This is a genomic window from Curtobacterium sp. VKM Ac-2922 (assembly GCF_022815645.1).
Classification (GTDB): domain Bacteria; phylum Actinomycetota; class Actinomycetes; order Actinomycetales; family Microbacteriaceae; genus Curtobacterium.
Genome location: NZ_JALGRO010000005.1, coordinates 70,006 through 91,408, shown reverse-complemented (window position 1 = coordinate 91,408; position 21,403 = coordinate 70,006). Strand labels below are relative to the sequence as shown.

At 70.0% G+C, this 21,403-nt stretch carries 18 protein-coding genes and 1 tRNA gene; 8 read left to right on the top strand and 11 right to left on the bottom strand.

Translation table 11 applies throughout. The features are described from left to right. Positions 1-44: 44 nt before the first annotated feature. The 4 genes from MT346_RS07645 to MT346_RS07630 all read right to left on the bottom strand — a co-directional run bounded on the left by MT346_RS07645 (position 45) and on the right by MT346_RS07630 (position 5,214). Positions 45-1,472: an FGGY-family carbohydrate kinase gene (locus tag MT346_RS07645; RefSeq protein WP_243562223.1), complete on the bottom strand. Its 1,428-nt coding sequence runs from the start codon at positions 1,470-1,472 to the stop codon at positions 45-47. Continuing rightward, positions 1,469-2,986, bottom strand: coding sequence for an FAD-binding oxidoreductase (locus tag MT346_RS07640; RefSeq protein ID WP_243562222.1), 1,518 nt, complete (start codon positions 2,984-2,986; stop codon positions 1,469-1,471). Before MT346_RS07640 ends, MT346_RS07645 begins: the two co-directional genes overlap by 4 nt. 64 nt (positions 2,987-3,050) lie before the next feature. After that, entirely contained in the window at positions 3,051-3,827 is a 777-nt protein-coding gene (locus MT346_RS07635; protein WP_243562221.1) for an SDR family NAD(P)-dependent oxidoreductase, read from the bottom strand. 97 nt (positions 3,828-3,924) lie between these two features. Next, a complete protein-coding gene (locus MT346_RS07630) occupies positions 3,925-5,214 on the bottom strand; it encodes a nitrate/nitrite transporter (protein ID WP_243562220.1) in 1,290 nt (429 codons plus the stop codon). A gap of 322 nt (positions 5,215-5,536) precedes the next feature. Between MT346_RS07630 and MT346_RS07625 the strand changes: the two genes are divergently transcribed. From MT346_RS07625 to MT346_RS07610, 4 genes are all read left to right on the top strand, one after another. Beyond that, entirely contained in the window at positions 5,537-6,559 is a 1,023-nt protein-coding gene (locus MT346_RS07625) for a LacI family DNA-binding transcriptional regulator (protein ID WP_243562219.1), read from the top strand. A gap of 586 nt (positions 6,560-7,145) precedes the next feature. Beyond that, positions 7,146-8,669: a multiple monosaccharide ABC transporter ATP-binding protein gene (gene mmsA, locus MT346_RS07620; RefSeq protein WP_243562418.1), complete on the top strand. Its 1,524-nt coding sequence runs from the start codon at positions 7,146-7,148 to the stop codon at positions 8,667-8,669. Continuing rightward, a complete protein-coding gene (mmsB, locus tag MT346_RS07615) occupies positions 8,666-9,958 on the top strand; it encodes a multiple monosaccharide ABC transporter permease (RefSeq protein ID WP_243562218.1) in 1,293 nt (430 codons plus the stop codon). Before mmsA ends, mmsB begins: the two co-directional genes overlap by 4 nt. A 62-nt stretch (positions 9,959-10,020) precedes the next feature. Further along, positions 10,021-11,127 carry a sugar-binding protein gene (locus MT346_RS07610; protein WP_243562217.1) on the top strand — a complete coding sequence of 369 codons (1,107 nt, stop codon included), beginning with the start codon at positions 10,021-10,023 and terminating at the stop codon, positions 11,125-11,127. Positions 11,128-11,465: 338 nt separating this feature from the next. Here MT346_RS07610 and MT346_RS07605 read toward each other — a convergent pair whose 3' ends face one another. From MT346_RS07605 to dcd, 3 genes are all read right to left on the bottom strand, one after another. After that, the gene (locus MT346_RS07605; protein ID WP_243562216.1) at positions 11,466-11,807 is read right to left on the bottom strand and encodes a HepT-like ribonuclease domain-containing protein; all 342 of its coding nucleotides are present in this window, start codon (positions 11,805-11,807) and stop codon (positions 11,466-11,468) included. Further along, the gene (locus MT346_RS07600) at positions 11,804-12,319 is read right to left on the bottom strand and encodes an XRE family transcriptional regulator (protein ID WP_243562215.1); all 516 of its coding nucleotides are present in this window, start codon (positions 12,317-12,319) and stop codon (positions 11,804-11,806) included. Before MT346_RS07600 ends, MT346_RS07605 begins: the two co-directional genes overlap by 4 nt. A gap of 81 nt (positions 12,320-12,400) precedes the next feature. Further along, positions 12,401-12,988 carry a dCTP deaminase gene (dcd, locus tag MT346_RS07595; RefSeq protein ID WP_243562214.1) on the bottom strand — a complete coding sequence of 196 codons (588 nt, stop codon included), beginning with the start codon at positions 12,986-12,988 and terminating at the stop codon, positions 12,401-12,403. 87 nt (positions 12,989-13,075) lie between these two features. Here dcd and MT346_RS07590 point away from each other — a divergent pair, with 87 nt between their 5' ends. From MT346_RS07590 to MT346_RS07580, 3 genes are all read left to right on the top strand, one after another. Further along, a complete protein-coding gene (locus MT346_RS07590; protein ID WP_243562213.1) occupies positions 13,076-14,176 on the top strand; it encodes a GNAT family N-acetyltransferase in 1,101 nt (366 codons plus the stop codon). A 10-nt stretch (positions 14,177-14,186) separates the two neighbouring features. Next, complete coding sequence (locus MT346_RS07585; RefSeq protein WP_243562212.1) at positions 14,187-14,885, top strand: DUF6882 domain-containing protein; 699 nt, start codon at positions 14,187-14,189, stop codon at positions 14,883-14,885. Between the two features lie 121 nt (positions 14,886-15,006). Beyond that, positions 15,007-17,052, top strand: coding sequence for a cytochrome c oxidase assembly protein (locus tag MT346_RS07580; protein ID WP_243562211.1), 2,046 nt, complete (start codon positions 15,007-15,009; stop codon positions 17,050-17,052). Positions 17,053-17,252: 200 nt separating this feature from the next. Here MT346_RS07580 and MT346_RS07575 read toward each other — a convergent pair whose 3' ends face one another. After that, positions 17,253-17,609, bottom strand: a complete 357-nt coding sequence (locus MT346_RS07575) for a hypothetical protein (protein ID WP_243562210.1) — start codon at positions 17,607-17,609, stop codon at positions 17,253-17,255. Continuing rightward, the gene (locus MT346_RS07570) at positions 17,590-18,669 is read right to left on the bottom strand and encodes a DUF6177 family protein (protein ID WP_243562209.1); all 1,080 of its coding nucleotides are present in this window, start codon (positions 18,667-18,669) and stop codon (positions 17,590-17,592) included. The genes MT346_RS07575 and MT346_RS07570 overlap by 20 nt, the downstream gene beginning before the upstream one ends. A gap of 197 nt (positions 18,670-18,866) precedes the next feature. On the opposite strand from MT346_RS07570, the gene MT346_RS07565 reads away from it, so the two are divergent. Next, positions 18,867-18,940, top strand: a tRNA-Gly gene (locus MT346_RS07565). A 48-nt stretch (positions 18,941-18,988) separates the two neighbouring features. Here MT346_RS07565 and MT346_RS07560 read toward each other — a convergent pair. Together MT346_RS07560 and MT346_RS07555 are read right to left on the bottom strand one after the other, a co-directional pair. Next, a complete protein-coding gene (locus tag MT346_RS07560) occupies positions 18,989-20,044 on the bottom strand; it encodes an amidohydrolase family protein (protein ID WP_243562208.1) in 1,056 nt (351 codons plus the stop codon). Between the two features lie 104 nt (positions 20,045-20,148). Next, on the bottom strand, positions 20,149-21,339 hold the full coding sequence (locus tag MT346_RS07555; RefSeq protein ID WP_243562207.1) for a hypothetical protein: 1,191 nt from the start codon (positions 21,337-21,339) through the stop codon (positions 20,149-20,151). Positions 21,340-21,403: the final 64 nt, after the last annotated feature.

The window sequence follows — 21,403 nt, the reverse complement described above, 5'->3', positions numbered from 1 at the left end:
GCCCGGTGCCGGTCCGGCGGACCGACACCGGGCCTGCGGGCGGTTCAGCCCACGATCGCGGCGGTGCGCCGGTAGAGCGCGTCGGTCTGCGCCGCCACGTCCGCGTGGACGCCGCGCAGGGCGTCGTACACCGCGGCGTGCTCGGCTCGCGGCGTGGTCCGGTCACGCTCGACGACCATCGCCCGGGTGGCCGCGTCGAACGACGGGTGCACCCCGGTCGCGACGGCAGCGCAGATCGCCGCGCCACGTCCGGCGGCACTGTCGCCGACGACCCGGATCGACGGCAGCTGGAAGACGTCCGCCATCACCTGCATCATCAGGTCCGAACTCGACCCGCCGCCCGACACGACGACCCGTCGGAACCGGATGCCGAGCTCGTCGGCCATCGCGTCGGCGCGCTCGCGCATGGTCATCGCGATGCCCTCGAGGATCGAGCGGTACACGTGCGCACGGCCGTGCCGGGCGTCGAAGCCGAGGATGCTCCCCTTGCGGAAGGTCGCGTCCGACGGCGCCAGCCAGTCGAGCACCGTCAGCAGGCCGTCGGACCCGGCCGGGACGGCAGCGGCCTCGCGGTTGAGCAGGTCCTCGACCCGTTCGCCCGCGGCAGCGGCCTCGGCCTCGGTGCCGGCGCCGAGCAGGTCCCGGAACCAGCTGACCGTCCACATGCCCCGCCGGATGCCGCCGCTCTCGTACAGGTAACGGCCGGGCTCCGACCCGAAGTTCGCCCAGAACGCGGACGAGTCCGCGGTGTCGTGGTCGCCGACGGACATGCCGGCGATGTACGTGCCGAGCGACACGAGCAGCGTCGCGGGGTCGCGGAGGCCGCATCCGAGGGCCTCGACGGCCTTGTCGTTCGCGGTGGCGACGACCGGCAGGCCCACGGGGAGGCCCGTGGCCGCCGCCGCAGCAGCGGTCACGGTGCCCAGGACCGTGCCCGGATCGACCAGTTCGAACAGCTGGTCCGGACGCATGCCGGTGCGGGCATACGCATCCGGATCGGTGGACCAGCGCCACGTGCCGGTGTCGATCGGCCACATGCCCTGGTGGTTCGCGGCGGTGTCCCGGAACATCCCGGTCAGGCGGTGGCCGATGTACCCGGACGACGTCGTCACCCAGGCGACGTCGTCGTGCTCGGCGACGAAGGGCTGCCCGACGCGGGCGTCCATCCAGCTGAGCACGGGCTGCGCCAGGGACCCGTCGGCACGGAGCATCGCCCGGCAGAACCGGATGGTGCACAGGCCGACACCGGCGATGTCGGCCGGGTCCCCGGTGAAGGCGTCCATCGCGATCCGGCACGCGGCGGCGATGGAGTCCCACAGGTCGTCGTCCGGGTGTTCGACGACGCCCGGCACCGGGGTGTGGTTCGGCCGGAGCGGCACACGCCCCTCGGCGACGACGACACCGTGTTCGTCGACGACCGAGACCTTGGACGACTGCGAGCCGTTGTCGATGCCGACCAGGTACCGGGTCACGGGCGCGACGCCGCGAAGGTGGTGTCCGGGTCGGCGGCGGCCGGCTGGATGGCACCGGCCGCGGGGAAGATCGTGCCCTTGTTCATGATGCCCTTCGGGTCGAACTGCGCCTTGAGCCCCTGCATGATCGCGAACGCCGAGCCGTGCTCCTCTTCCACCCACGGCGTGCGGTACTTGCCGACACCGTGATGGTGGACCATCGAGCCGCCGTGGCGCAGCGCCTCTTCGACGATGATCGCGTTGAGCGGGATGTGGTACTTCTCGATCTCCTGCTCCGGCTCGCAGTTGATCACGTAGTCGTAGACGAAGTACATGTTCGTGCCGGTCTGGTAGCTGTGCGACGAGTGCCCGCCGAGCATGGTCAGGTCGTCGGCGTGCGGGTACTCGGTGCGGATGCGGTGCATGACCGCGTCGTAGACGTCCGCGACGGCCGACCAGTCCGCCGAGATCTCGGTCGTGTACCCGAGGCGTCCCTCGGTGAGCATGACCTGCTTCTCGGCGTCGATCTTGTCCTGGCCCCAGTTCAGGTCGTCGAACCAGGCCTCGATGAGCGCCGGGTCGACGGGCTCGTGCGGGTGCTGGGCGATCACGCGGTCGATCTCGGCGCTCGTGGCCTGGACGATCCCCTTCGGGCCCTCGGCGACGAAGACGACCACGCACTTGCCCCGCGAGAAGTGCGCGAAGTGCTGGTTGGCGTCCTCGGGCGAGTACAGCCGGACGACCGACGGGTGGAAGCCGTTCGTGATGACCTCGCGCAGGATCGCGATGCCCGTGCGCATGTCGTCGACGAGCGCGCCGTGGAAGGTGTTGTTCTCGGGCTGGTACTTGAAGACCTTGACGGTGACCTCGGTGATGACGCAGAGCGCGCCCTCGTTGCCGATGACCACGTGGCGGATGTCCGGGCCGGCCGACCGACGGGGGACGGCCTTGATGCGCCGGACGGCGCCGCCGGGGAACACGGCCTCGAGTCCGACGACCATGTCCTCGATCGCGCCGTACAGGGTCGAGAACTGCCCGATCGAGCGAGTGGCCACCAGGCCGCCGTACTGGGCGAGCGGCTTGGACTGCGGCGAGTGCCCGGTGGTCAGGCCGCGCTCGCGCAGCGCGTCCTCCAACCGCTGCAACGGCACGCCGGCCTGCACCGTGACCTGCATGTTCTCCTCGTCGATGCGCAGGACGGCGTCCATCCGCGAGCAGTCGAGCACGATCGTGTCGACGACGCTGGTCTCGAGTCCGCCCTCGGTGCCGGTGCGGCCGGTGCGCGGGACGATGTTGACCAGGGCGTCGTTCGCGAACGCCAGCACGGCGGCGACGTCCTCGGTGGACTCGGCGTTGACGATCGCGACGGGCAGCGGGGCGTCGTGGATGCCGTGCACGGACTGGTACTTCTTGAAGCGGTCGACGCTGGCGTCCGCCAGGTGCTGCTGGTCGGTGTCGATCTGCTCGGGGCGGACGATCGTGGCGAGCTGGGCCAGGATCTCGGAGCGGTCGAGGGTGGCGATCGAGTCGATCATGGGGTGCCTTTCGTTGCGGGCTGGCGGGTCGGGAGAGGTCGAGGAGGGCGGTGGCGGTGGCGGGTCAGCGCACCAGGTAGCCGCCGTCGACGGTCAGGGTGTGGCCGTTGACGTAGTCCGATGCCGGCGAGGCCAGGAACACCGTCGCGCCCATCAGGTCGGCGAGCTCGCCCCAGCGGCCGGCGGGGATGTGGTCGAGGACGCGCTGGTTCGTCGTCGGGTCGGACCGCGTGGCCTGGGTGATCGCGGTCGCGAAGTACCCCGGAGCGATGGCGTTCACCTGCACCCCGTGCTGGGCGAGCTCGTCGCAGTACGCCTTGGTGAAGCCGACGATGCCGTGCTTGGTCGCCGCGTACGCCGGGGACCACTGACCACCGAGGAACGCGAACAGGGACGCGATGTTGATGATCTTGCCGGAGCCCTGCGCCGCGAAGTGCTGGGACACGGCGTGGCCGAGAGCGAACGGGGCCGTGAGGTTGACGGCGACCATCGGGTCCCACTCCTCGCGGCCGAAGGCGTCGACGGTCGCGAGCTTGCAGATGCCCGCGGAGTTGACGAGCACGTCGATCCCGCCCATCCGCTGCAGGCAGGTGTCGACGATGCGGGCAGGAGCGTCGGCGGCGGTCAGGTCGATCTCGAGGAACTCGTAGCGGCGTCCCTCGGCCTCGACCAGCGCGCGGGTCGTGCCGTCGTCGTCGAGCACGCCCGGCACGAACACGTCGGCGCCGGCCTTGGCCAGGGCGAGCGTGAACGCCTGCCCCAGGCCGGAGTTGCCGCCGGTGACGATCGCGGTGCGGCCGGCGAGTGAGAACAGGTCGAGCGAGAAGTCGCGGATGTCCATGTGGGGTCCTTTCGGTGGAGCGGGCGGTGCAGGTGGAGCGGGCGGTGCAGGTGGAGCGGGCGCTGCAGGTCGAGCGGGCGCTGCAGGTCGAGCGGGGTCAGGCGGGGACGGTGTCGGGCGCGGTCGGGGTCGGGCGCCGGGCCAGGTCCCGCTGGCGGACGCGCATCGTGAGCGTGGTCAGGACGAGACCGACGACGGCCGCGCCGACCAGCACGGCGAACATCGCGGTGTATCCGCCGCCCTGCTGCGGCACGTCGCTGGCAGGGTCACCGGCCCACCATGCGCCGATCGCCGGCAGGAACGCGTCAGGCAGGTAGGCGATCCCCGATGCCAGGCCGATCACGCCGCCGCGCTGGGCGAGCGGGACCTCGACCTCGCCGATCTGCGCCCAGTAGACCCCGCGCGAGGTGAAGACGGCCAGGCACAGGACGGTCATCAGCGCGATCGCGACCCACACCAGGGCGGGCGACTGCGGCAGGAGGACGAAGCCGAGCGCACCGGCACCGGCCACGACGAAGGCCCAGCGCAGGAAGGCGGGCGAGGACTTCGTCCAGCGGTCGACGAGCACGCCGCCGACCGGACCGCCGACGATCTGGAACACGTAGCTGCGCACGACACCGATCACACCGAGCAGCGCGACGGGCACCGCGTAGCCGTCCTGCAGCAGCGGCGTCAGGTAGCCGAGCAGCGTGTAGAACGCGTACATCATCATGATCGAGCAGCCGATCAGCCACGTGTACTTGTTGCGGGCCGCGGCACCGAGCTCACGGAGCGTGACGGTCTGCCGGGCGACACCGTCGAGCGCCGAGCGGTCGGTCCGCACCACCACGAGCACGAGCACGGCGAACACCAGGCAGAGCACGCCGTAGATCCGCATGACGTCCAGCACGCCGCTGGTGCTGGCGATCGCCGCGGCCACGATGCCCGCGCCGACGAACCCGACGATCGTCGACGTCACGCCACGGATCCCCTCGAGGAAGCCGAACAGCTTGCCCTGCTCGTCGGCCGAGCCGAGCATCGAGACGAGCTTGACCAGCGAGGACCAGTACAGCCCCATCCCGAGCACGGCCATCAGCACGTGGGCGACCACGACGCCGCCGGCACTCGGGACGGTCGCCAGCCAGAGGTCGACCACGCCCGTGCCGCCGAGGGCGACGACGATGAGCGCCTTGGGCGGGAACCGGTCGGCGAACCAGCCGCCGCAGAAGTACATCACCACGGCGACGGCGCCGAAGATGCTGGTCACCTCGCCGTAGCGCTGGATGGTCAGGCCGAGTGCGTGTGCGGTGTCTGCCAGGAAGACGAAGCGGAGGTACGCCACCTGGAAGACGACACCACCGGTCATGGACAGGACGATGAAGCTCGTCAGTCTGCGGGACTTCGACAAGGCCACTCCTTCGTGGGCGGGCGGGGTCTGGTGGGTGGTGGGGTGCGCCCCGGGCACGAAAAAAGAACAGCCGACACCCCAGCGTCGTGCGCTGTGGGTGTCGCTGTTCTCTGGTGTCTGGAGCGACTGCCGTCGGGTGAGGACGGCCGATGTTCGATTGTCGATGCATCCGACATACCGGATGCTGGGCAGCACGCTACCCGGTCGGTGAGCGCTTCCACAACTCAGGTGGCGCCCGGTCGCCGGACGTGCATAATGATCTGGCTCGGAATGTGAACGTGCACATGGGCGTGCCACGGCCCCGAGCGGGAAACGAGAACCAATGTCGTCGACGCGGACACAGCCACCGCGGTCGCCCAGCATCCGCGACGTCGCGCGGGTGGCCGGGGTGTCGCACCAGACGGTGTCGCGCGTGCTGAACAACTCCGACGCCATCCGCGCCGAGACCCGCGACAAGGTGCTGGCCGCGATGGAGCAGCTGCAGTACCGGCCGAACCGTGCCGCGCGGGCGCTGGTCACCAGCCGGACGCGCACGATCGGCGTCCTGACGGCCCAGCGCTCCCACTACGGACCCGCCGTCACGATGCAGGCGATCGAGGACGCCGCCGTCGGACGCGGCTACTCGATCACGACCGCGAACATCGCCGAGCCGACGGACACCGCAGTGCGCGACGGGCTGGGGCACCTGCTCGACCAGGACGTCGAGGGGCTCATCGTCATCGCACCGCAGCAGCGGGTGTTCGACCTGATCGAGGAGCTCGGGGTCCGCACGCCCTACGTCACCCTGCGCTCGAGCGTCAACGAGGACCCGACGGCGCTGTGGGTCGACCAGATGGAGGGCGCCCGCCTGGCCACGGCGCACCTGCTCGACCTGGGCCACGAGTACGTCCGGCACATCGCCGGACCCCAGGACTGGATCGAGGCCGACGCACGGATGCAGGGGTTCCTGCGCGAGATGTCCGACCGCGACAAGCCCGTGCAGCCCCCGATCCTGGGTGACTGGACGGCGGACTTCGGCTACCACGCCGGACGCGAACTACTGCGGTACCGGGACTGCACGGCCGTGTTCTGCTCGAACGACGCGATGGCGCTCGGGGTGGTGCACGCGGCACGGTCGTACGGGCTCGACGTCCCCGGGGACCTGTCGGTCGTGGGCTACGACGACATCCCCGAGGCCAAGCACTTCTGGCCGCCGCTCACCACCGTGCAGGTCGACTTCGCGGACCTCGGCCGACGGTGCGTCGACCTGCTGCTGCCGGACGGCGACGACGAGTTGCGACCGGTCGAGATCGTCCCGCAGCTGGTGGTCCGCGCGTCCACGAGCGCACCCCGACACCGCGGCTGAGCCCCAGGCTGCCGGGTCGGTCGGATCGCGCGTCCTCCGCCGCACGGGTGGTCGGATCGCGCGTGGTGACCGGGGAGTTCCGACCGCCAACGCGCGATTCGACGTCCTGCGCGCGGATCGGCACGGGGATCGGAGCGGCAGACCGCAGGTCGGGTCAGCGCTTGTCCGGGGAACGCGACCGGGTGGCGGACGGGAGGGCCGGTGCCAGCCCGCACCGTGCCTCCCGTCCGATCCGCACCACGCCGGGGCAGGGCCCCACCTCGGGGGACACCGAGCGTCCGCCGCCTCGCGGACATGCGGACCGTTACCGAAACGCGACCAATCCGAATTGACACCGGCGACGACGCCATGCGTAGTATTACCTCCGTTCCAGCCGATGTGACCGTTCACATCACGTCACACGGGCTGGGGCACCGGACCCGACAACGAAGTCCGACACAGCACCCTGTGCCCCTTCGTTGCCGCAGCAGGACCACACGAAGGACTGCCGCATCGCAGCGGCAGAAGGAGATGCACTGTGGCGTCAAACCCGATCGACACCGGACTTCAGACCCGGTCGATCACCGCACCCGAGACCATCCTCGAGATGCGGTCGATCACCAAGGAGTTCCCTGGTGTCAAGGCACTGTCCGAGGTGTCGCTCAACGTCCGCGCCGGCGAGATCCACGCGATCTGCGGCGAGAACGGTGCCGGCAAGTCGACCCTGATGAAGGTCCTGTCCGGCGTCTACCCGTTCGGCACCTACGACGGCGAGATCGTCTTCGAGGGCGAAGAGATGCGCTTCTCGAACATCAAGCAGTCCGAGCAGGCCGGCATCGTCATCATCCACCAGGAGCTGGCGCTCATCCCGGAGCTCTCGATCACCGAGAACCTGTTCCTGGGCAACGAGCCGAGCCGCTTCGGCGCGATCGACTGGACCGCCGCGCAGCTGCGTGCGCAGGACCTGCTCGCCCGCGTCGGCCTGCGGGACGACCCGGACACGCAGATCAAGAACATCGGCGTCGGCAAGCAGCAGCTCGTGGAGATCGCGAAGGCGCTGCACAAGGACGTCAAGCTGCTCATCCTCGACGAGCCCACCGCGGCCCTGAACGAGAACGACTCGCAGCACCTGCTCGACCTGATCGTCGGGTTGAAGGCCAAGGGCATCTCCAGCATCATCATCAGCCACAAGCTCAACGAGATCGAGCAGATCGCGGACGAGATCACGATCATCCGCGACGGCAAGACCATCGAGACGCTCAACGTCAAGGCGGACGGCGTCAACGAGGACCGGATCATCCGCGGGATGGTCGGCCGCTCGCTCGAGTCCCGCTTCCCGGACCGCACCCCGAAGATCGGCGACACGTTCTTCGAGGTCCGCGACTGGACCGTGCAGCACCCGCTCGACTCGAGCCGCCTGGTCTGCAAGGGCTCGAACTTCCACGTCAAGCGCGGCGAGATCGTCGGCTTCGCCGGGCTGATGGGCGCCGGTCGCACCGAGCTCGCGATGAGCCTGTTCGGCCACTCGTACGGCACGTTCCTGGGCGGCACCATCCTCAAGGACGGGCGCGAGATCAAGGTCAACACCGTGCAGCAGGCGATCGACGCCGGCATCGGGTACGTCTCCGAGGACCGCAAGGCGCTGGGCCTGAACCTGCTCGACACCGTGAAGCGCTCGACCGTCGCGGCCGACCTGAAGAAGATCTCCAAGGGCGGCGTCGTCGACTCGCTCGAGGAGTACTCGGTCGCCGAGAAGTACCGCAAGATGCTCCGCACCAAGGTGCCCACGGTGGAAGAGAACGTCGGCAAGCTCTCCGGCGGGAACCAGCAGAAGGTCGTCCTGTCGAAGTGGATGTTCACCGACCCCGACCTGCTCATCCTCGACGAGCCCACCCGCGGCATCGACGTCGGCGCCAAGTTCGAGATCTACGGCATCATCCAGCAGCTCGCGGCCGAGGGGAAGGGCATCATCCTGATCTCGTCCGAGCTCCCCGAACTGCTCGGGCTGTCCGACCGCATCTACACCATCTTCGAAGGTCAGATCACCGCTGACCTGCCGGCCGACCAGGCCGATCCCGAATCGCTCATGCGCAGCATGACCTCCGCGCGGAAGGGCGCCACCGTCTCATGAACAAACTGAAACTGCTGTTCGGCAAGGGCAACAGCATCGGCCAGTACGGCATGATCATCGCGCTCATCGTGCTGCTGATCTTCTTCTCGATCACCACCCAGGGCCTGATCCTGCAGCCCACCAACGTGATCAACCTGTTCCTGCAGTACTCGTACATCCTGATCCTGGCGCTCGGCATGGTCATGGTGATCATCGCCGGACACATCGACCTGTCGGTCGGTTCGGTCGCGGCGGTCGTCGGCATCATCGTGGCGCAGTCCATCGCGGTGTGGCACTTCCCGGTCTGGACGGCGATCATCCTCGGCCTGGCCGTCGGTGCCGTCATCGGCGCCTGGCAGGGCTTCTGGGTCGCCTTCGTCCGCGTCCCGGCGTTCATCGTGACGCTGGCCGGCCAGCTGATCTTCCGTGGTGTCAACCAGATCATCGGCAACTCGACGTCGGTCCCCGTGCCGGACAGCTTCACCCCGATCGGCGCCGGCTTCCTCGGCGACTTCGGACCGGACTTCGGCTACTCGAACGGCACCCTGCTGCTCGGCCTGGTGACGATCGCAGCGCTCATCATCATCGAGGCCCGCGGCCGTGCCCGTCGCCGCAAGATGCAGGCAGAGGTCCCGCCGCTGTGGGTCTCCGTCGTCCGCACCGGCATCCTGGTCGCCGTGACGCTCGTCGCCACGTACCTGTTCGGCGCCGGCCCCGTGGGCACCTCGGTCCCGATCGTCGCGATCATCCTGGGCGTGCTGACGATCATCTACGGCTTCGTCACGAAGAACACGATCTTCGGTCGCCAGGTCTACGCCGTCGGTGGCAACTCCAGCGCCGCCGTCCTGTCCGGTGTCTCGGCCAAGAAGGTCAACTTCTTCGTCATGATGAACATGTCCGTCCTGGCCGCCGTCGCCGGCATGGTGTTCGTCGCCTACTCCGGTGCCTCTGGTCCCGCTGACGGCACCGGCTGGGAACTCGACGCGATCGCCGCCGTGTTCGTCGGTGGTGCCGCGGTCGCCGGTGGTGTCGGCACGATCTCCGGGTCGATCATCGGTGGTCTCGTGATGGCCCTGCTGTCGAACGGCCTGCAGCTGATGGGCCTGGAGTCCAACAAGGTGCAGATCATCCGCGGTCTGGTCCTGCTGGTCGCCGTCGCCTTCGACGTCTACTCGAAGTCGCAGGGACGCCCGTCCCTGATCGGCGGCATGCTCCGGCAGTTCCAGCGGAAGGACACCGAGCAGAACACGGTGGCCGCCCAGCAGCCGCGGTCCATCGAGGACCAGCCCGAGAAGGTCACCCTCCCCTAGCCCACCCATCCCCACAGCGGGGCCTCGGCCCCACCCCTCCTCAACGAAGAGAAAGCAATCACATGCGCAAGAAGATCGTCGCCGGCCTCAGCCTGGCGCTCATCGCGGGCCTCGCCCTCAGCGGCTGCTCGTCGCGTGGCTCGGACTCCGGCAGCGGTTCCTCCACCGCGACCATCAAGAAGGGCGACCTGATCGGTGTCGCACTGCCCGCGAAGACCTCGCAGAACTGGGTCCTCGCTGGTGCCGCGTTCAAGAAGTCGATCGAGGACGCCGGCTTCAAGGCCGACATCCAGTACGCCAACGCCGGCAGCCCCGTCCCGGACCAGCAGTCGCAGATCTCGGGCATGATCACCAAGGGCGCCAAGGCCGTCATCATCGGTGCCGCCGATGGTTCGCAGCTCACCTCGCAGGTCAAGTCGGCGAAGTCCTCGGGCGCGGTCGTCATCGCCTGGGACCGCAACATCCTGAACACCAAGAACGTCGACTACTACGTCGCGTTCAACAACTACAAGGTCGGCCAGCTGCAGGCCCAGGCGCTGCTCAAGGGCCTGAAGGAGAAGAAGGGCGACGGACCGTACAACGTCGAGCTCTTCGCCGGTTCGGCTGACGACGCCAACGCCACCGTGTTCTTCAACGGTGCGATGAACGTCCTGCAGCCGAAGATCGACGACGGCACCATCAAGGTCGTCTCGGGTCAGACCACCTTCCAGAAGGTGCAGACCAAGGGCTGGCTCGCGCAGAACGCCCAGTCGCGCATGACCGACCTGATCTCGCAGTACTACACGGGTGACACCAAGCTCGACGGCGTCCTGTCGCCGAACGACACCCTGGCCCGCGCCATCCTCACCGCGACCAAGGCCGCCGGCAAGGACAACCCCGTCGTGACCGGTCAGGACTCGGAGACCGCTTCGATCCCGCTGATCATGCAGGGCACGCAGTACTCGACGATCTACAAGAACACCACGGAAGAGGCCCAGGCGGCCGTCGACCTGGTCTCGACCCTGGCCAAGGGCGACAAGCCCGACACCAAGATCGACAAGACCAACAACTACAACGGTGTGAAGACGGTGCCGGCCATCGAGCTGACCCCGATCCTCGTCACCAAGGACAACGCGGTCGAGGCCTACAAGGGCAACTCGACCCTCGAGGACCTCGCCAAGCAGGGCTGATCCTCAGCACGACCCGACAGGGCCCCGTCCGCGTGAGCGGACGGGGCCCTGTCCTCGTTGCGGCTGGCGGAGCCGGCCACTGCGCCGAGACTCGGTCCGGCGGACAGAACGCGGCCACCGGACCGCGCAGACTGTCCGCCCAGCCGAGACTCGGTTGCAGCGCAAGTGCATGCCGGACGGGAGGCGCGTGGCTGGCTGGCACCGGGCCTCCCGTCCGTCACGGTGCGCGCTGGCGGCGGGGCCGCTGCCCCGAGTCTCGGCCCGGCGGACACAACGCGGCCACCGGACGGCGCAACCTGTCCGCCGAGCCGAGACTCGGCAGTGGCTGGCGCCGTCCGTCAGCGGCTCCGCACCGCGTGGCGGGCGCGCAGGCGGCGCGCTGCCGCGCACAGGTGCGGGACGTCCACTCGGGCAGTCCCGAGCACCACCGCGGGCGTGGTGTCGAAGTAGCGGCGCGTGAGCCGCTCCCCCAGCAGCGAGACGCGCGACCAGGGGATGTCCGGCTCGGCAGCCGTGACCGCGACGGGGAGCATCCGCACGGCCTCGCCGATCTCGACCAGGCGCATCCGCACGGCGTCGTAGACCAGGTCGTCGGGCAGCGCCGGGTCGGACACGTACCGGGCGATCACCCCGCACGCCCAGATGACGTCGTCCAGGCGGTCGCCGAGCTCGCGGTTCACAGCGGGACCGCCGACGCGACGACGTCCTCGCTCATCCCGTCCGCGACCACGACGTCGACGCGGACCCCGAGGACCTGCTCGGCCGCGTCCTGGATCCGCATGAGCGCGAAGATCCCGTGCTCGGGCTGCAGGTCGACCATCAGGTCGACGTCACTGTCGGGGCCGTCCTCGCCCCGCGCGACGCTGCCGAACAGCCGCGGGTTCGACCCACCGAGTTCGTGGACCAGGTCCACCAGCTGCTCGCGGTGTCGGTGCACGCGCTCGAGCAGGGACGGCCCCTCGGCGACGGGCTCCAGGTCGATCACCGTCAGGAAACCGGCTGCCAGCAGCAGCCGCTGCAGGGCTGCCAACGAGGGTTCGCGGCGACCGTTCTCGTAGGTGCTGATGACGCTCTGCGTGACGCCGGCACGGTGCGCGAGCTGGACCTGCGTCAACTCGGCGCGCAGACGGGCGTCACGGATGAGCTCGGCCGCGGACGGTCGTTGGACGGGCCGTGGCAGGACTGCGGACATGGCGCCACGATACACAACATGCAACATGTTTGGTCGGATTGCGACCGCTCGTTCTACCCCGCCGGTGATCGCGGGCGCGGATCAGTCCCGCTGGGACACGTCCGCGCGGTGGAAGTTCTGCGCCGACCGCGACGGGGTCGGGCCGCGCTGCCCCTGGTAGCGCGACTGGTACTCGGCCGAGCCGTAGGGCTTGTCGGCGGGGCTCGAGAGCTGGAAGAAGCACAGCTGCCCGATCTTCATGCCCGGCCAGAGCTTGATCGGCAGCGTCGCCACGTTGCTCAGCTCGAGCGTGACGTGCCCGGTGAAGCCCGGGTCGATGAAGCCCGCCGTCGAGTGTGTGAGGAGCCCGAGGCGGCCGAGGGAGCTCTTGCCCTCGAGTCGCGCGGCGATGTCGTCCGGCAGCGTCACGACCTCGTACGTCGAGCCGAGGACGAACTCGCCGGGGTGCAGCACGAACGCCTCGTCCGGGTCGGTCTCCACCAGGCGGGTCAGGTCGGGCTGGTCGATCGCCGGGTCGATGTGGGGGTACTTGTGGTTGTCGAACAGCCGGAAGTACTTGTCCAGACGGACGTCGATGCTCGACGGCTGGATGAGCGCCGCGTCATGGGGATCGAGACCGATCCGGCCGGCGGCGAGCTGGGCGGTGATGTCGCGGTCGGAGAGGAGCACGCAAGGGATCCTAGCGGCGGCGGCCGGTCCACCGATATGCTGCTCGGCTGCCCGCGCACCGTGCACGGCCAGCGGGAGGAACCGATCGTGTACCGCGTCACCGAACTCGACGTGCCCGCCACCATGACCGACGACCCGGCGAAGGTCCGGGCGTTCCGCGAGTGGGTGGACGTGTCCAACCGCTCCGAGATCGCGGTGCACGGCCTGGCGGAGCTGGCCTGGAAGGCCGAGGAGCAACTCCCCCAGCAGCACGACCCCGATGCCCCGAGCCGGCTGTTCCTGGTGCGTGACGAGCACGACACAGCGGTCGCTGCCGGCTCGTACGACTCCAAGACCGCGCCGGGCACGACCAACTGCTGGGTCTCGATCGGCGTCGACCCGGACCACCGTCGGCGTGGCGTCGGGACGCTGCTCGCCGACCACCTGGAGGGCATCGCCCGGGCCGAGGGACGCACGCAGTGGAAGACCTACGCCGTCTCACGGCAGGTCGGTCCGGCATCGGGCTCCGGGTTCGTGCAGGCCCCCACGGGCTTCGGCGCCGTGCCCGCGGACGAGGCCGGCGTGTGTTTCCTGACCGGACGTGGGTGGCACTTCGGCCAGGTGAACCGGATCAGTCGTCTGGGACTGCCCGCGGACCCGACGCAGATCGGTCGGATCCACGCCGAGGCCTCTGCGGCCGCAGGTGCGCAGTACCGCGTGCACACCTGGACGGGCGCGACCCCGGCGCGGTGGGAAGCCGACATCGCGGTGCTCGAGACCCGGATGAGCACCGACGCTCCGCAGGGGGGCATGGACGAGCCCGAGGACGTCTGGACCGTGGAGCGCCTGCGGGAGCGCGAGGCCCAGCAGCTGACGGCGCCGCGGACGATGCTCACGATCGCCGTCGAGGACGTCGTAAGCACCACCCTGGCCGGTTTCAGTCAGCTCGCCGTACCGCACGACGTCACGCAGCCGGTGTTCCAGTGGGACACCCTGGTCTTGCGCGAGCACCGGGGTCACCGCCTCGGGTGGCTGCTCAAGGTCGTCGGGATCGAGACCGTCGAGCGAGACCACCCCGGGCACCCGTCCATCGTCACGTTCAACGCCGAGGAGAACCGGCCGATGCTCGACGTCAACGAGGCGGTCGGGTTCGTCGGCGTCGGCAGCGAAGGCGTCTGGGAGCGCCGCGTCGACGTCCCTGCCCTGTAGCGTCGGACGCATGACACGCTCGCGGGGGTTCGACGCACTGGTCACCGACGGGGTCTTCCTGGCCTACGAGGCGCAGCTGCAGTTCGCCGATCGACACGACGACCACGACCACTGGGACATCGACCTGGCCGCGGGGACGCTCCGCTTCACCGGGCCGCAGCCCGGCGAGTTCCGCATCCAGCTGCTCGGCTCGGCGGCGCCGGGTCCGCGCAGCTGGCTGTGGGGCTGGGCGAACCCGTCGCAGTTCCCGCCGTCGGTGCTGGCCGCCGCGACCGCGACCCGGGCGTTCGGCGAGCAGTACGACGTGCCGGAGCTGACGCAGCCCGAGGTGCCGTTCGGCGAGCAGCGCCAGGCCGATCCCGCCGAGGCCGGCTACGAGTTCGCGTGGAGCCTGTCGATCGCGGCACGCCTGGCCACCGGGTCGTGGTTCGCGTTCGGGGCTCCGGTCGGTGGTGGCACCCGGGCGTGGGTGCTGCTCGAGGGGATGCTCTTCGACGCCCCGAGCGTCCCCCGCATCGTGCGGGTGTTCGGCGAGGCGATCGGCACCATCGACGTCACCGACCACCGTCGCGCGGTGGGCAGCTGGGCGTCGCTCCGGGGTGTGCCGTGGGACGGCCGGACCCTGACCCTGCCCGACGGCACCGTGTCGGTGGAGTTCGACGAGCTGGGCCGGATCCGGAACCTGCAGGGCTCGGCCGGCCCCGCCTGACGCAGCAGCGGCTGAGGCGGACCGCAGGCGGCGGGGCGGACGTCCGCCGGGCCTCCAGGCTGGAGCGCCTACCATGGAGGGTCCGCGGAACCGCGGACGCACGCACCGCTGGAACAGGTTGATGACCGTCACCACCTCCGAAGCCCCCACGCCAGGCGCGGGTCCGGAATCCGCGCCCCGCACCGCTCGCACCTCGACCGTCGCGACCGTGCTCGCGATCGCGGTGCCGCTCGCCGTCGCGTGCTCGATCCTCGGCATGACCGTGACCGGCGCGTTCACCGCCGACCAGCAGCTCGTGTCGGCCGGCGACCTGGTGCAGTACGGCCTGCCGGTCGCACGCGCCGTGCACGACACCATGGCCGCGCTGACCATCGGGCTGCTGATCGTCGCCGCGTTCGCGCTGCCCGCGCAGAAGGCCGACCACGGGGCGATCTCGAGCGTGCAGCACCGCGCCGTGCGCTGGGCCGCGACGACCGGTGCCGTGTGGTTCCTGGCCGCGGTCGTCGGCATCGTCTTCACGGGCGCCAACACGCTCGGGTCCTCGATCACGTCGCCGCTGTTCGCCCGCAACTTCATGGTCTTCGCGTTCCAGGTCGAGATCGGGCAGTCGCTCGTGGTGTCGGCGGTGGCGATCCTGATCGCGACCGTGCTGGCCGCGTTCGCCACCCGGGTCACGACGCTCGCCGTCGCCACGGTCTTCGGCCTGTTCGCGCTGCTGCCGCTCGCCCTGTCCGGCCACGCTGCAGGGTCGCTCGAGCACGCCAACGCGGTGAACTCCCTGGCGATCCACCTGATCGGGGTGTGCGTCTGGGCCGGCGGCCTGGTCGCCGTGCTGCTGCTGCGCACGCGGACCAAGGGCGCCACGGGCCGGGTCGTCGCGCGCTACTCGACGCTCGCCGGGTGGTCGTTCGCAGCCGTCGCGTTCTCGGGCATCGTCAACGCGTCGCTCCGCCTGACCGGCCCGCTCGACCTGGTCACGACGACGTACGGCGCGCTCATCAGCGTCAAGGCCACGATCCTGGTGCTGCTCGGCGTGGCCGGGGTCGTCCAGCGGCGCAAGCTCGTCCCCGCGCTACTGCGGTCGCCGCTCGACCGTCGCTCGTTCACCCGGTTCGCGCTGGCCGAGGTCGTGTTCATGGCGGTCGCGATCGGTGTCTCGGTCGCCGTCTCGCGCAGCCAACCACCGATCCCGCAGACCCCGGAGACCGGTGAGGACACCCGCTCGGGCCTGATCGGCTACCCCTACCCGCCGACGCAGACGCTGCACACGTTCCTGACCCAGTGGCACATCGACTGGGTGTGGCTCGCGCTCGCGGTGGTCGGTGCCGGCTGGTACCTGTTGGCGGTCCGCAAGCTCCGGCAGCGCGGGGACGCCTGGCCGGTCGGCCGGACGATCTCGTGGCTGATCGGGTGTGCGATCTTCATCTGGACGACGTCGGCCGGGCCCTCGGTCTACGGCATGATCCACTTCTCGTCGCACATGATCCAGCACATGCTGCTGATGATGTTCGTGCCGCTCCCGCTGGTGCTCGGCGGCCCGGTGCTGCTGGCGCTGCGGACCCTGCCCGTGCGCAACGACGGGTCCCGCGGTGCCCGCGAGTGGCTGATGCTGTTCGTGCACTCGCGGTACATGCAGTTCATGGCGAAGCCGGCCGTCGCGGGCGTCATCTTCGCCGGGTCGCTCGTGGTGTTCTACTTCACCCCGGCGTTCCAGTTCGCGATGCAGTCGCACGAGTGGCACGTCGCGATGGTCGTGCACTTCGTGTTGAGCGGGTACCTGTTCTTCTGGGTCTTCATCGGCATCGACCCGGGCCCGAAGCGTCCGGCCTACCCGATCCTGATCATCGCGCTGCTGGCGACCCTGGCGTTCCACGCGTTCTTCGGCGTCGCGGTGATGACCTCGCAGTCGGTGTACGCGGCCGACTGGTTCCACGCGCTGGGACAGACCAACGACGTGGGGCTGCTCGCCGACCAGCACACCGGCGGCGGCATCGCATGGGGAGCGTCCGAGCTGCCGATGGTCTTCGTGGCGCTGCTCGTGGTGCGCAACTGGGTGCGGTCGGACAAGCGCGACGCCAAGCGGCTGGACCGGCAGGCGGAGCGGGACGGCGACGCCGAACTCAAGGCGTACAACGAGCGTCTGGCGGCGATGCGCGACCGCGACTGACGGCGGCGCGCGGCGGGGTGCGGGCGCGCGCGGAGCACGGTGCGACGTTGATGGCTGGTGCGGCGTCAGTGGTTCCGTGCCAGGTTGTTCCGCCGCACCGAGCCGTCAACCGCGCACGGGGTCCGAACCGAGCACGGTGCGCGGGCTCCACCGAGCCGTCAACCCCGCACGGTGCGCGACCGCGACAGCAGTCAGCGCCCTCAGTCCCCGTGGACGATGCAGACCGCGTCCAGGTCGAGCGCGGCCTCGAGCGCAGCGGAGATGCCCGACTCGCCGTCCGCCCCGGCCGGTGTCACGGTGTCGACCCACCACAGCGGCACGGCGAGCGCAGGAGCATCGGGCAGGATCCGCACGACCTCGTCGAGCGTGTCCACGCGGCGGACACCGAGCACCGTGATGACGGGATGCGTCGCGTCACGGCAGACCTGCAGCATCGGGCCGTCGTCGAGCGCACGGACACCCCACGAGTCGTCGTGCCGCAGCAGCGCCTCGGCCACCTCGCGCACCTCGACCTCGCCGCGGCACAGCAGGGTCACGTCACGGGGCACTGCGGCCACCCGGCAGGCTCGCGCCGACGTGGCCGTCGAGGGTCCCCTCGTCGTGCGCCGGATCGAGCGGAGCTCCGCCGACCAACTGCGCGAAACGGTCTTCGTCGATGCGGTCGAGGAAGGCCTCGAGCGCACCCCAGCCGTCTTCGAGCCGGACGATCAGCCCGTGGTCGTCGCCGGTCTCACGACCGCCGAACGTCGACGTCGAGGTGCGTGGCGGGGGCCAGACGTCGCCGCGGTCGAGGAACGAGGCCGCTTCGGGCCCGACGATGACGGCGAGCGGCGACGGCTCGCCGTGCGCGACCGCCCGCACCAGGTGGTCGGTGTCGCCGCGGCGCTGCATGACGACGCCGAACACGGGCACGACGTCCTCGGCGACACGGTGCACGGCGTCGAGCAGGCGTTCCGCCAGCTGCGGGTCGGCACCGGACTCGGGGATGGTGAGCACGGCGGACATCGTCTCGATCACGACGGTGTCGGTGATGTGCGCGGTCATCGTGGCCGAGAAGCCCTCGCCGACGGCGTACGAGGTGCTGATCCCCGGGGCTTCGTGCTTCGCGTACTGCGTCACGACCCAGCGGTCCCACGGCATGGCGAGCGGCTCGACCGTGCCCCAGCGGTCGGGGCAGGCGCCGACGGTGTGGCACAGGGCCTCGATCGCCGAGCCGATGTCGATCGCGCGCTCGGGGTGGTGCCGCAGCGTCAGGTCGATGCTGATCTGGCGGACGGAGCCGGATGCCTGGGGGTGCACGCTCGACGGCGGACCGAGCAACTCGGGTCCGTGCTCGACGAAGTCCTCGATGTGGGTGGCGCGGACCCCGGTCCGCCCGTCGCGCAGGATGCCGTCGGGGTCGACGACGGCCCATGCCGCTCCGTGGGCGCCGAGGGCGTGGCGGAGTGCTGGCGTCAGTGCGGCCCGGGGGCCGGTGCGCAGGACGACTGTGCGTCCGGCGGCCGACGCGCGGTGCAACAGCGACGCGAACGCCTCGGTCAGCCACACCACCGGCGAGTCGGAGTCGACCACGATGGCGGAGCCGATCACGTCGTCGATGAGGGGATGTCTGACCATCCGTGTCCTCCTCGGTCGGGGTCGCTGGAACCCCCTGGACGCTACACACGACCCCGACACCTGTCCGTCAGAGCGCCCGGCTCACAGAAGAGACACGGGAGGCTCGGGGCGGGTCCGACGGAACGGCGCACGGCGGGCGTTCGGCTGGCTTCCAGCGCAGAATCCGCTAAGGTGGTCGAGTCCCGCTGAGCGGGTCTGCGAGTGTAGTTCAATGGTAGAACTCCAGCTTCCCAAGCTGGTAGCGCGGGTTCGATTCCCGTCACTCGCTCCACGTTCTCCCCCGTCGGCTGCCGCTCGCCGTCATGTCCGTCGGAACACCTCAGCGAGCCAAGCGGGGGAAGAGCTGCTCGGCAGCAGAGCGGTGCACCTGTCCCAGTCGGTCTGCGCCCGGGCCGTCGTAGGTGTCCAGTTCGCGGTCGAAGCGGGCGCTCCAGTTCGGGTGCGCGTACGGGAGATCACTGCCGTACAGGACGTGGCCGGGCTCTGCGAACGCCAGCAGTGACGGCAGCGAGGTGGCTGATGCTGACAGCGCGGTGTCGAAGTAGAACCTGCGCAGGCCCGCTTGCATGCGCTCCGGCGTGGTTGCGGGGTTGAACATGGCGGCGGCGCTGAACCGGCTGGCGGCGTAGGGCAGGAACCCGCCGGCGTGGGCGAGGATCACGCGGAGATCCGGGTACCGGTCGAAGACCCCGTGCGCGACGAGGTCCACGGCAGTGCGTGTGGTGTCGAACGGGAAGTCCAACAGCGCCGTGGGCATGCCCGGCAACGGCGTGATCGGTGGGGCAGTGGGGTGCACGAACACCACGGCCGAGCGCGCGGCGAGTTCTGCCCACAGCGGCTCGTACGCGGGGTCTCCGAGGTACCGCCCGTGCGCGTTCGACAGCATCAGGACGCCGTCGGCGTGGAGTTCGTCGAGTGCTCGCACGGCTTCGGCGACGGCGCCGTCGAAGTCGGGCAGCGGCAGCACGGCGAAGTGCCCGAACCGGTCCGGCTGTTCCCTGACGAGTTCGGCCTGGTCGTCGTTCAGTTCGCGGGCGAGTTCACGGGCGGCGGCGTCGTCACCGAAGTGGACACCGGGGGCGCTGATCGACAGCATCCCGGTCTCGATCCCCGCCGCGTCCATCATCGCGATCGCCGATCGGGGGCTCCATTCCGGCATCGCCCAACCGCCGATGGTCCGAGGGCCCCGTCGCGGCGCCGTCCCTCCGCGTTCACCCCACGGATCCCACTGCGCGGTTCCGCCGGTCGCCGCCGGTGGGCCCCCTCGCGCGCCGGCTGTGGCGCCGGAACCCATCGCCCGCGCTCCTGCCGCAGCCAGCGCGTCGAAGTAGCGGGGTGGAAGCAGGTGCTGGTGAACATCGATCTTGCCGGGCATGGTGCGGTCCTCCGATCGCCCTCGACAACGAGGGCTGGTTGTGTGCAGGAGTGGATGTCGTGATGCGCTCCACCGGTTCACCGGCAGCGCTCTCGTACGTCTGGTCAGCGCCCGGGAACCGACGGAAGCGATGTCGACCCGTGCGTGACCGCGGTGAGCTCCGTGTCGGCACCCGACGGTGCAGCTGCCTGGCGGGAACCGCGCTCGGGGTGGAGGCCGTGCATCGATCGGGCCGCAGCGTCGCGTCGGTTCCGGATGAGCATCGCCGTCAGGGTGAGCAGGACACCGGCCACCGCCCAGATGGCCAGCCGGATGATCGGGGCGGCGACCGCGGCGCCGTCGAAGTACTGCACGGACCGCAGCAGGTCGAGGGCGCCACCCTGCGGGAAGACGGCGTAGAGCGTCTGGAAGAAGTCGTTGAGGACGTGGATGCCGAGCGGGCCACCGGACGACGTGTTCCCGAGGATCACCAGGGCGAGCGTCATCGCCAGAGCCGCGATGGACCCGCCCAGTGCGGCGACGCCGGTGACTGCGCCCCCGATGGCGACCCCGGTCAGCCAGAGCACCCCCATCACGGCCCAGGGGCCGACGGTCACCGCCCCGAGTGCGGAGTCGATCCACAGGGTGATCAGACCGGCGAGGAGGCCGGCGTAGAGCACGAGGACGACGCTGCGCTCGACGAACTTCGCCGCCGTGTCGACCGTGCCGAGGATGCGCCCGAACACCGTCGCACCGAGGGCCGCTCCCAGGCCCGCGAAGAGGATCGCGTAGAACTCGATCGATCCGACCGGGTCCTTGGCGGGCAGGGGTGCGAGGTCGGTGGCCGTGTTGGTGGCCTGCAGCTTCGCCGCGATCGAGTCGCCGATGCCGGAGACCGCCTGGCCGAGGCCGCGTCCGCCGCCGCTGGCGATGTACGTGGTGACGGCGGCACCCTCTCCCGGTGCTGGCAGGACGACCGCGCCGTCGACGACTCGGTCGAGCACCGCGGTTCGCGCCTGCCGTTCCGATGCCACGACGGTGATGTCCAGCGATCCGTGCTGCTCGAGCGCAACGATCGCGTCCGCGTCGCCGGTGACCGCGAGGTGGACGTTGTTCGGCGTCGGATTGCCGAACGCGCTCGAGTAGCTCGTCAACATCGCCATCGCGAGGAGCAGGATCGCGATCCCACCGAGGATCACGTTCCGGTAGCGGTGAGCTGTCCCCGGCCCTTCGGAGTTCAGCGCGCCGCCCGCGACCGCCGCTTCGTACTCAGGGTGCTGCGAGCCATCGCCCCGGCGCGATGCCGGCTCGGTCACGTGCGTCATGGTGTCCTTTACAGTTGTCCAGTATATGACGAACGTACATCAGTACGCACGCTCT

Coding starts and splice junctions, on each gene's coding strand:
- MT346_RS07640 (WP_243562222.1), bottom strand. CDS start 2,986: ATGATCGACTCGATCGCCACCCTCGACCGCTCCGAGATCCTGGCCCAG.
- MT346_RS07635 (WP_243562221.1), bottom strand. CDS start 3,827: ATGGACATCCGCGACTTCTCGCTCGACCTGTTCTCACTCGCCGGCCGC.
- MT346_RS07625 (WP_243562219.1), top strand. CDS start 5,537: ATGTCGTCGACGCGGACACAGCCACCGCGGTCGCCCAGCATCCGCGAC.
- mmsA (WP_243562418.1), top strand. CDS start 7,146: ATGCGGTCGATCACCAAGGAGTTCCCTGGTGTCAAGGCACTGTCCGAG.
- mmsB (WP_243562218.1), top strand. CDS start 8,666: ATGAACAAACTGAAACTGCTGTTCGGCAAGGGCAACAGCATCGGCCAG.
- MT346_RS07610 (WP_243562217.1), top strand. CDS start 10,021: ATGCGCAAGAAGATCGTCGCCGGCCTCAGCCTGGCGCTCATCGCGGGC.
- MT346_RS07600 (WP_243562215.1), bottom strand. CDS start 12,319: ATGTCCGCAGTCCTGCCACGGCCCGTCCAACGACCGTCCGCGGCCGAG.
- MT346_RS07585 (WP_243562212.1), top strand. CDS start 14,187: ATGACACGCTCGCGGGGGTTCGACGCACTGGTCACCGACGGGGTCTTC.
- MT346_RS07580 (WP_243562211.1), top strand. CDS start 15,007: ATGACCGTCACCACCTCCGAAGCCCCCACGCCAGGCGCGGGTCCGGAA.
- MT346_RS07570 (WP_243562209.1), bottom strand. CDS start 18,669: ATGGTCAGACATCCCCTCATCGACGACGTGATCGGCTCCGCCATCGTG.
- MT346_RS07560 (WP_243562208.1), bottom strand. CDS start 20,044: ATGCCCGGCAAGATCGATGTTCACCAGCACCTGCTTCCACCCCGCTAC.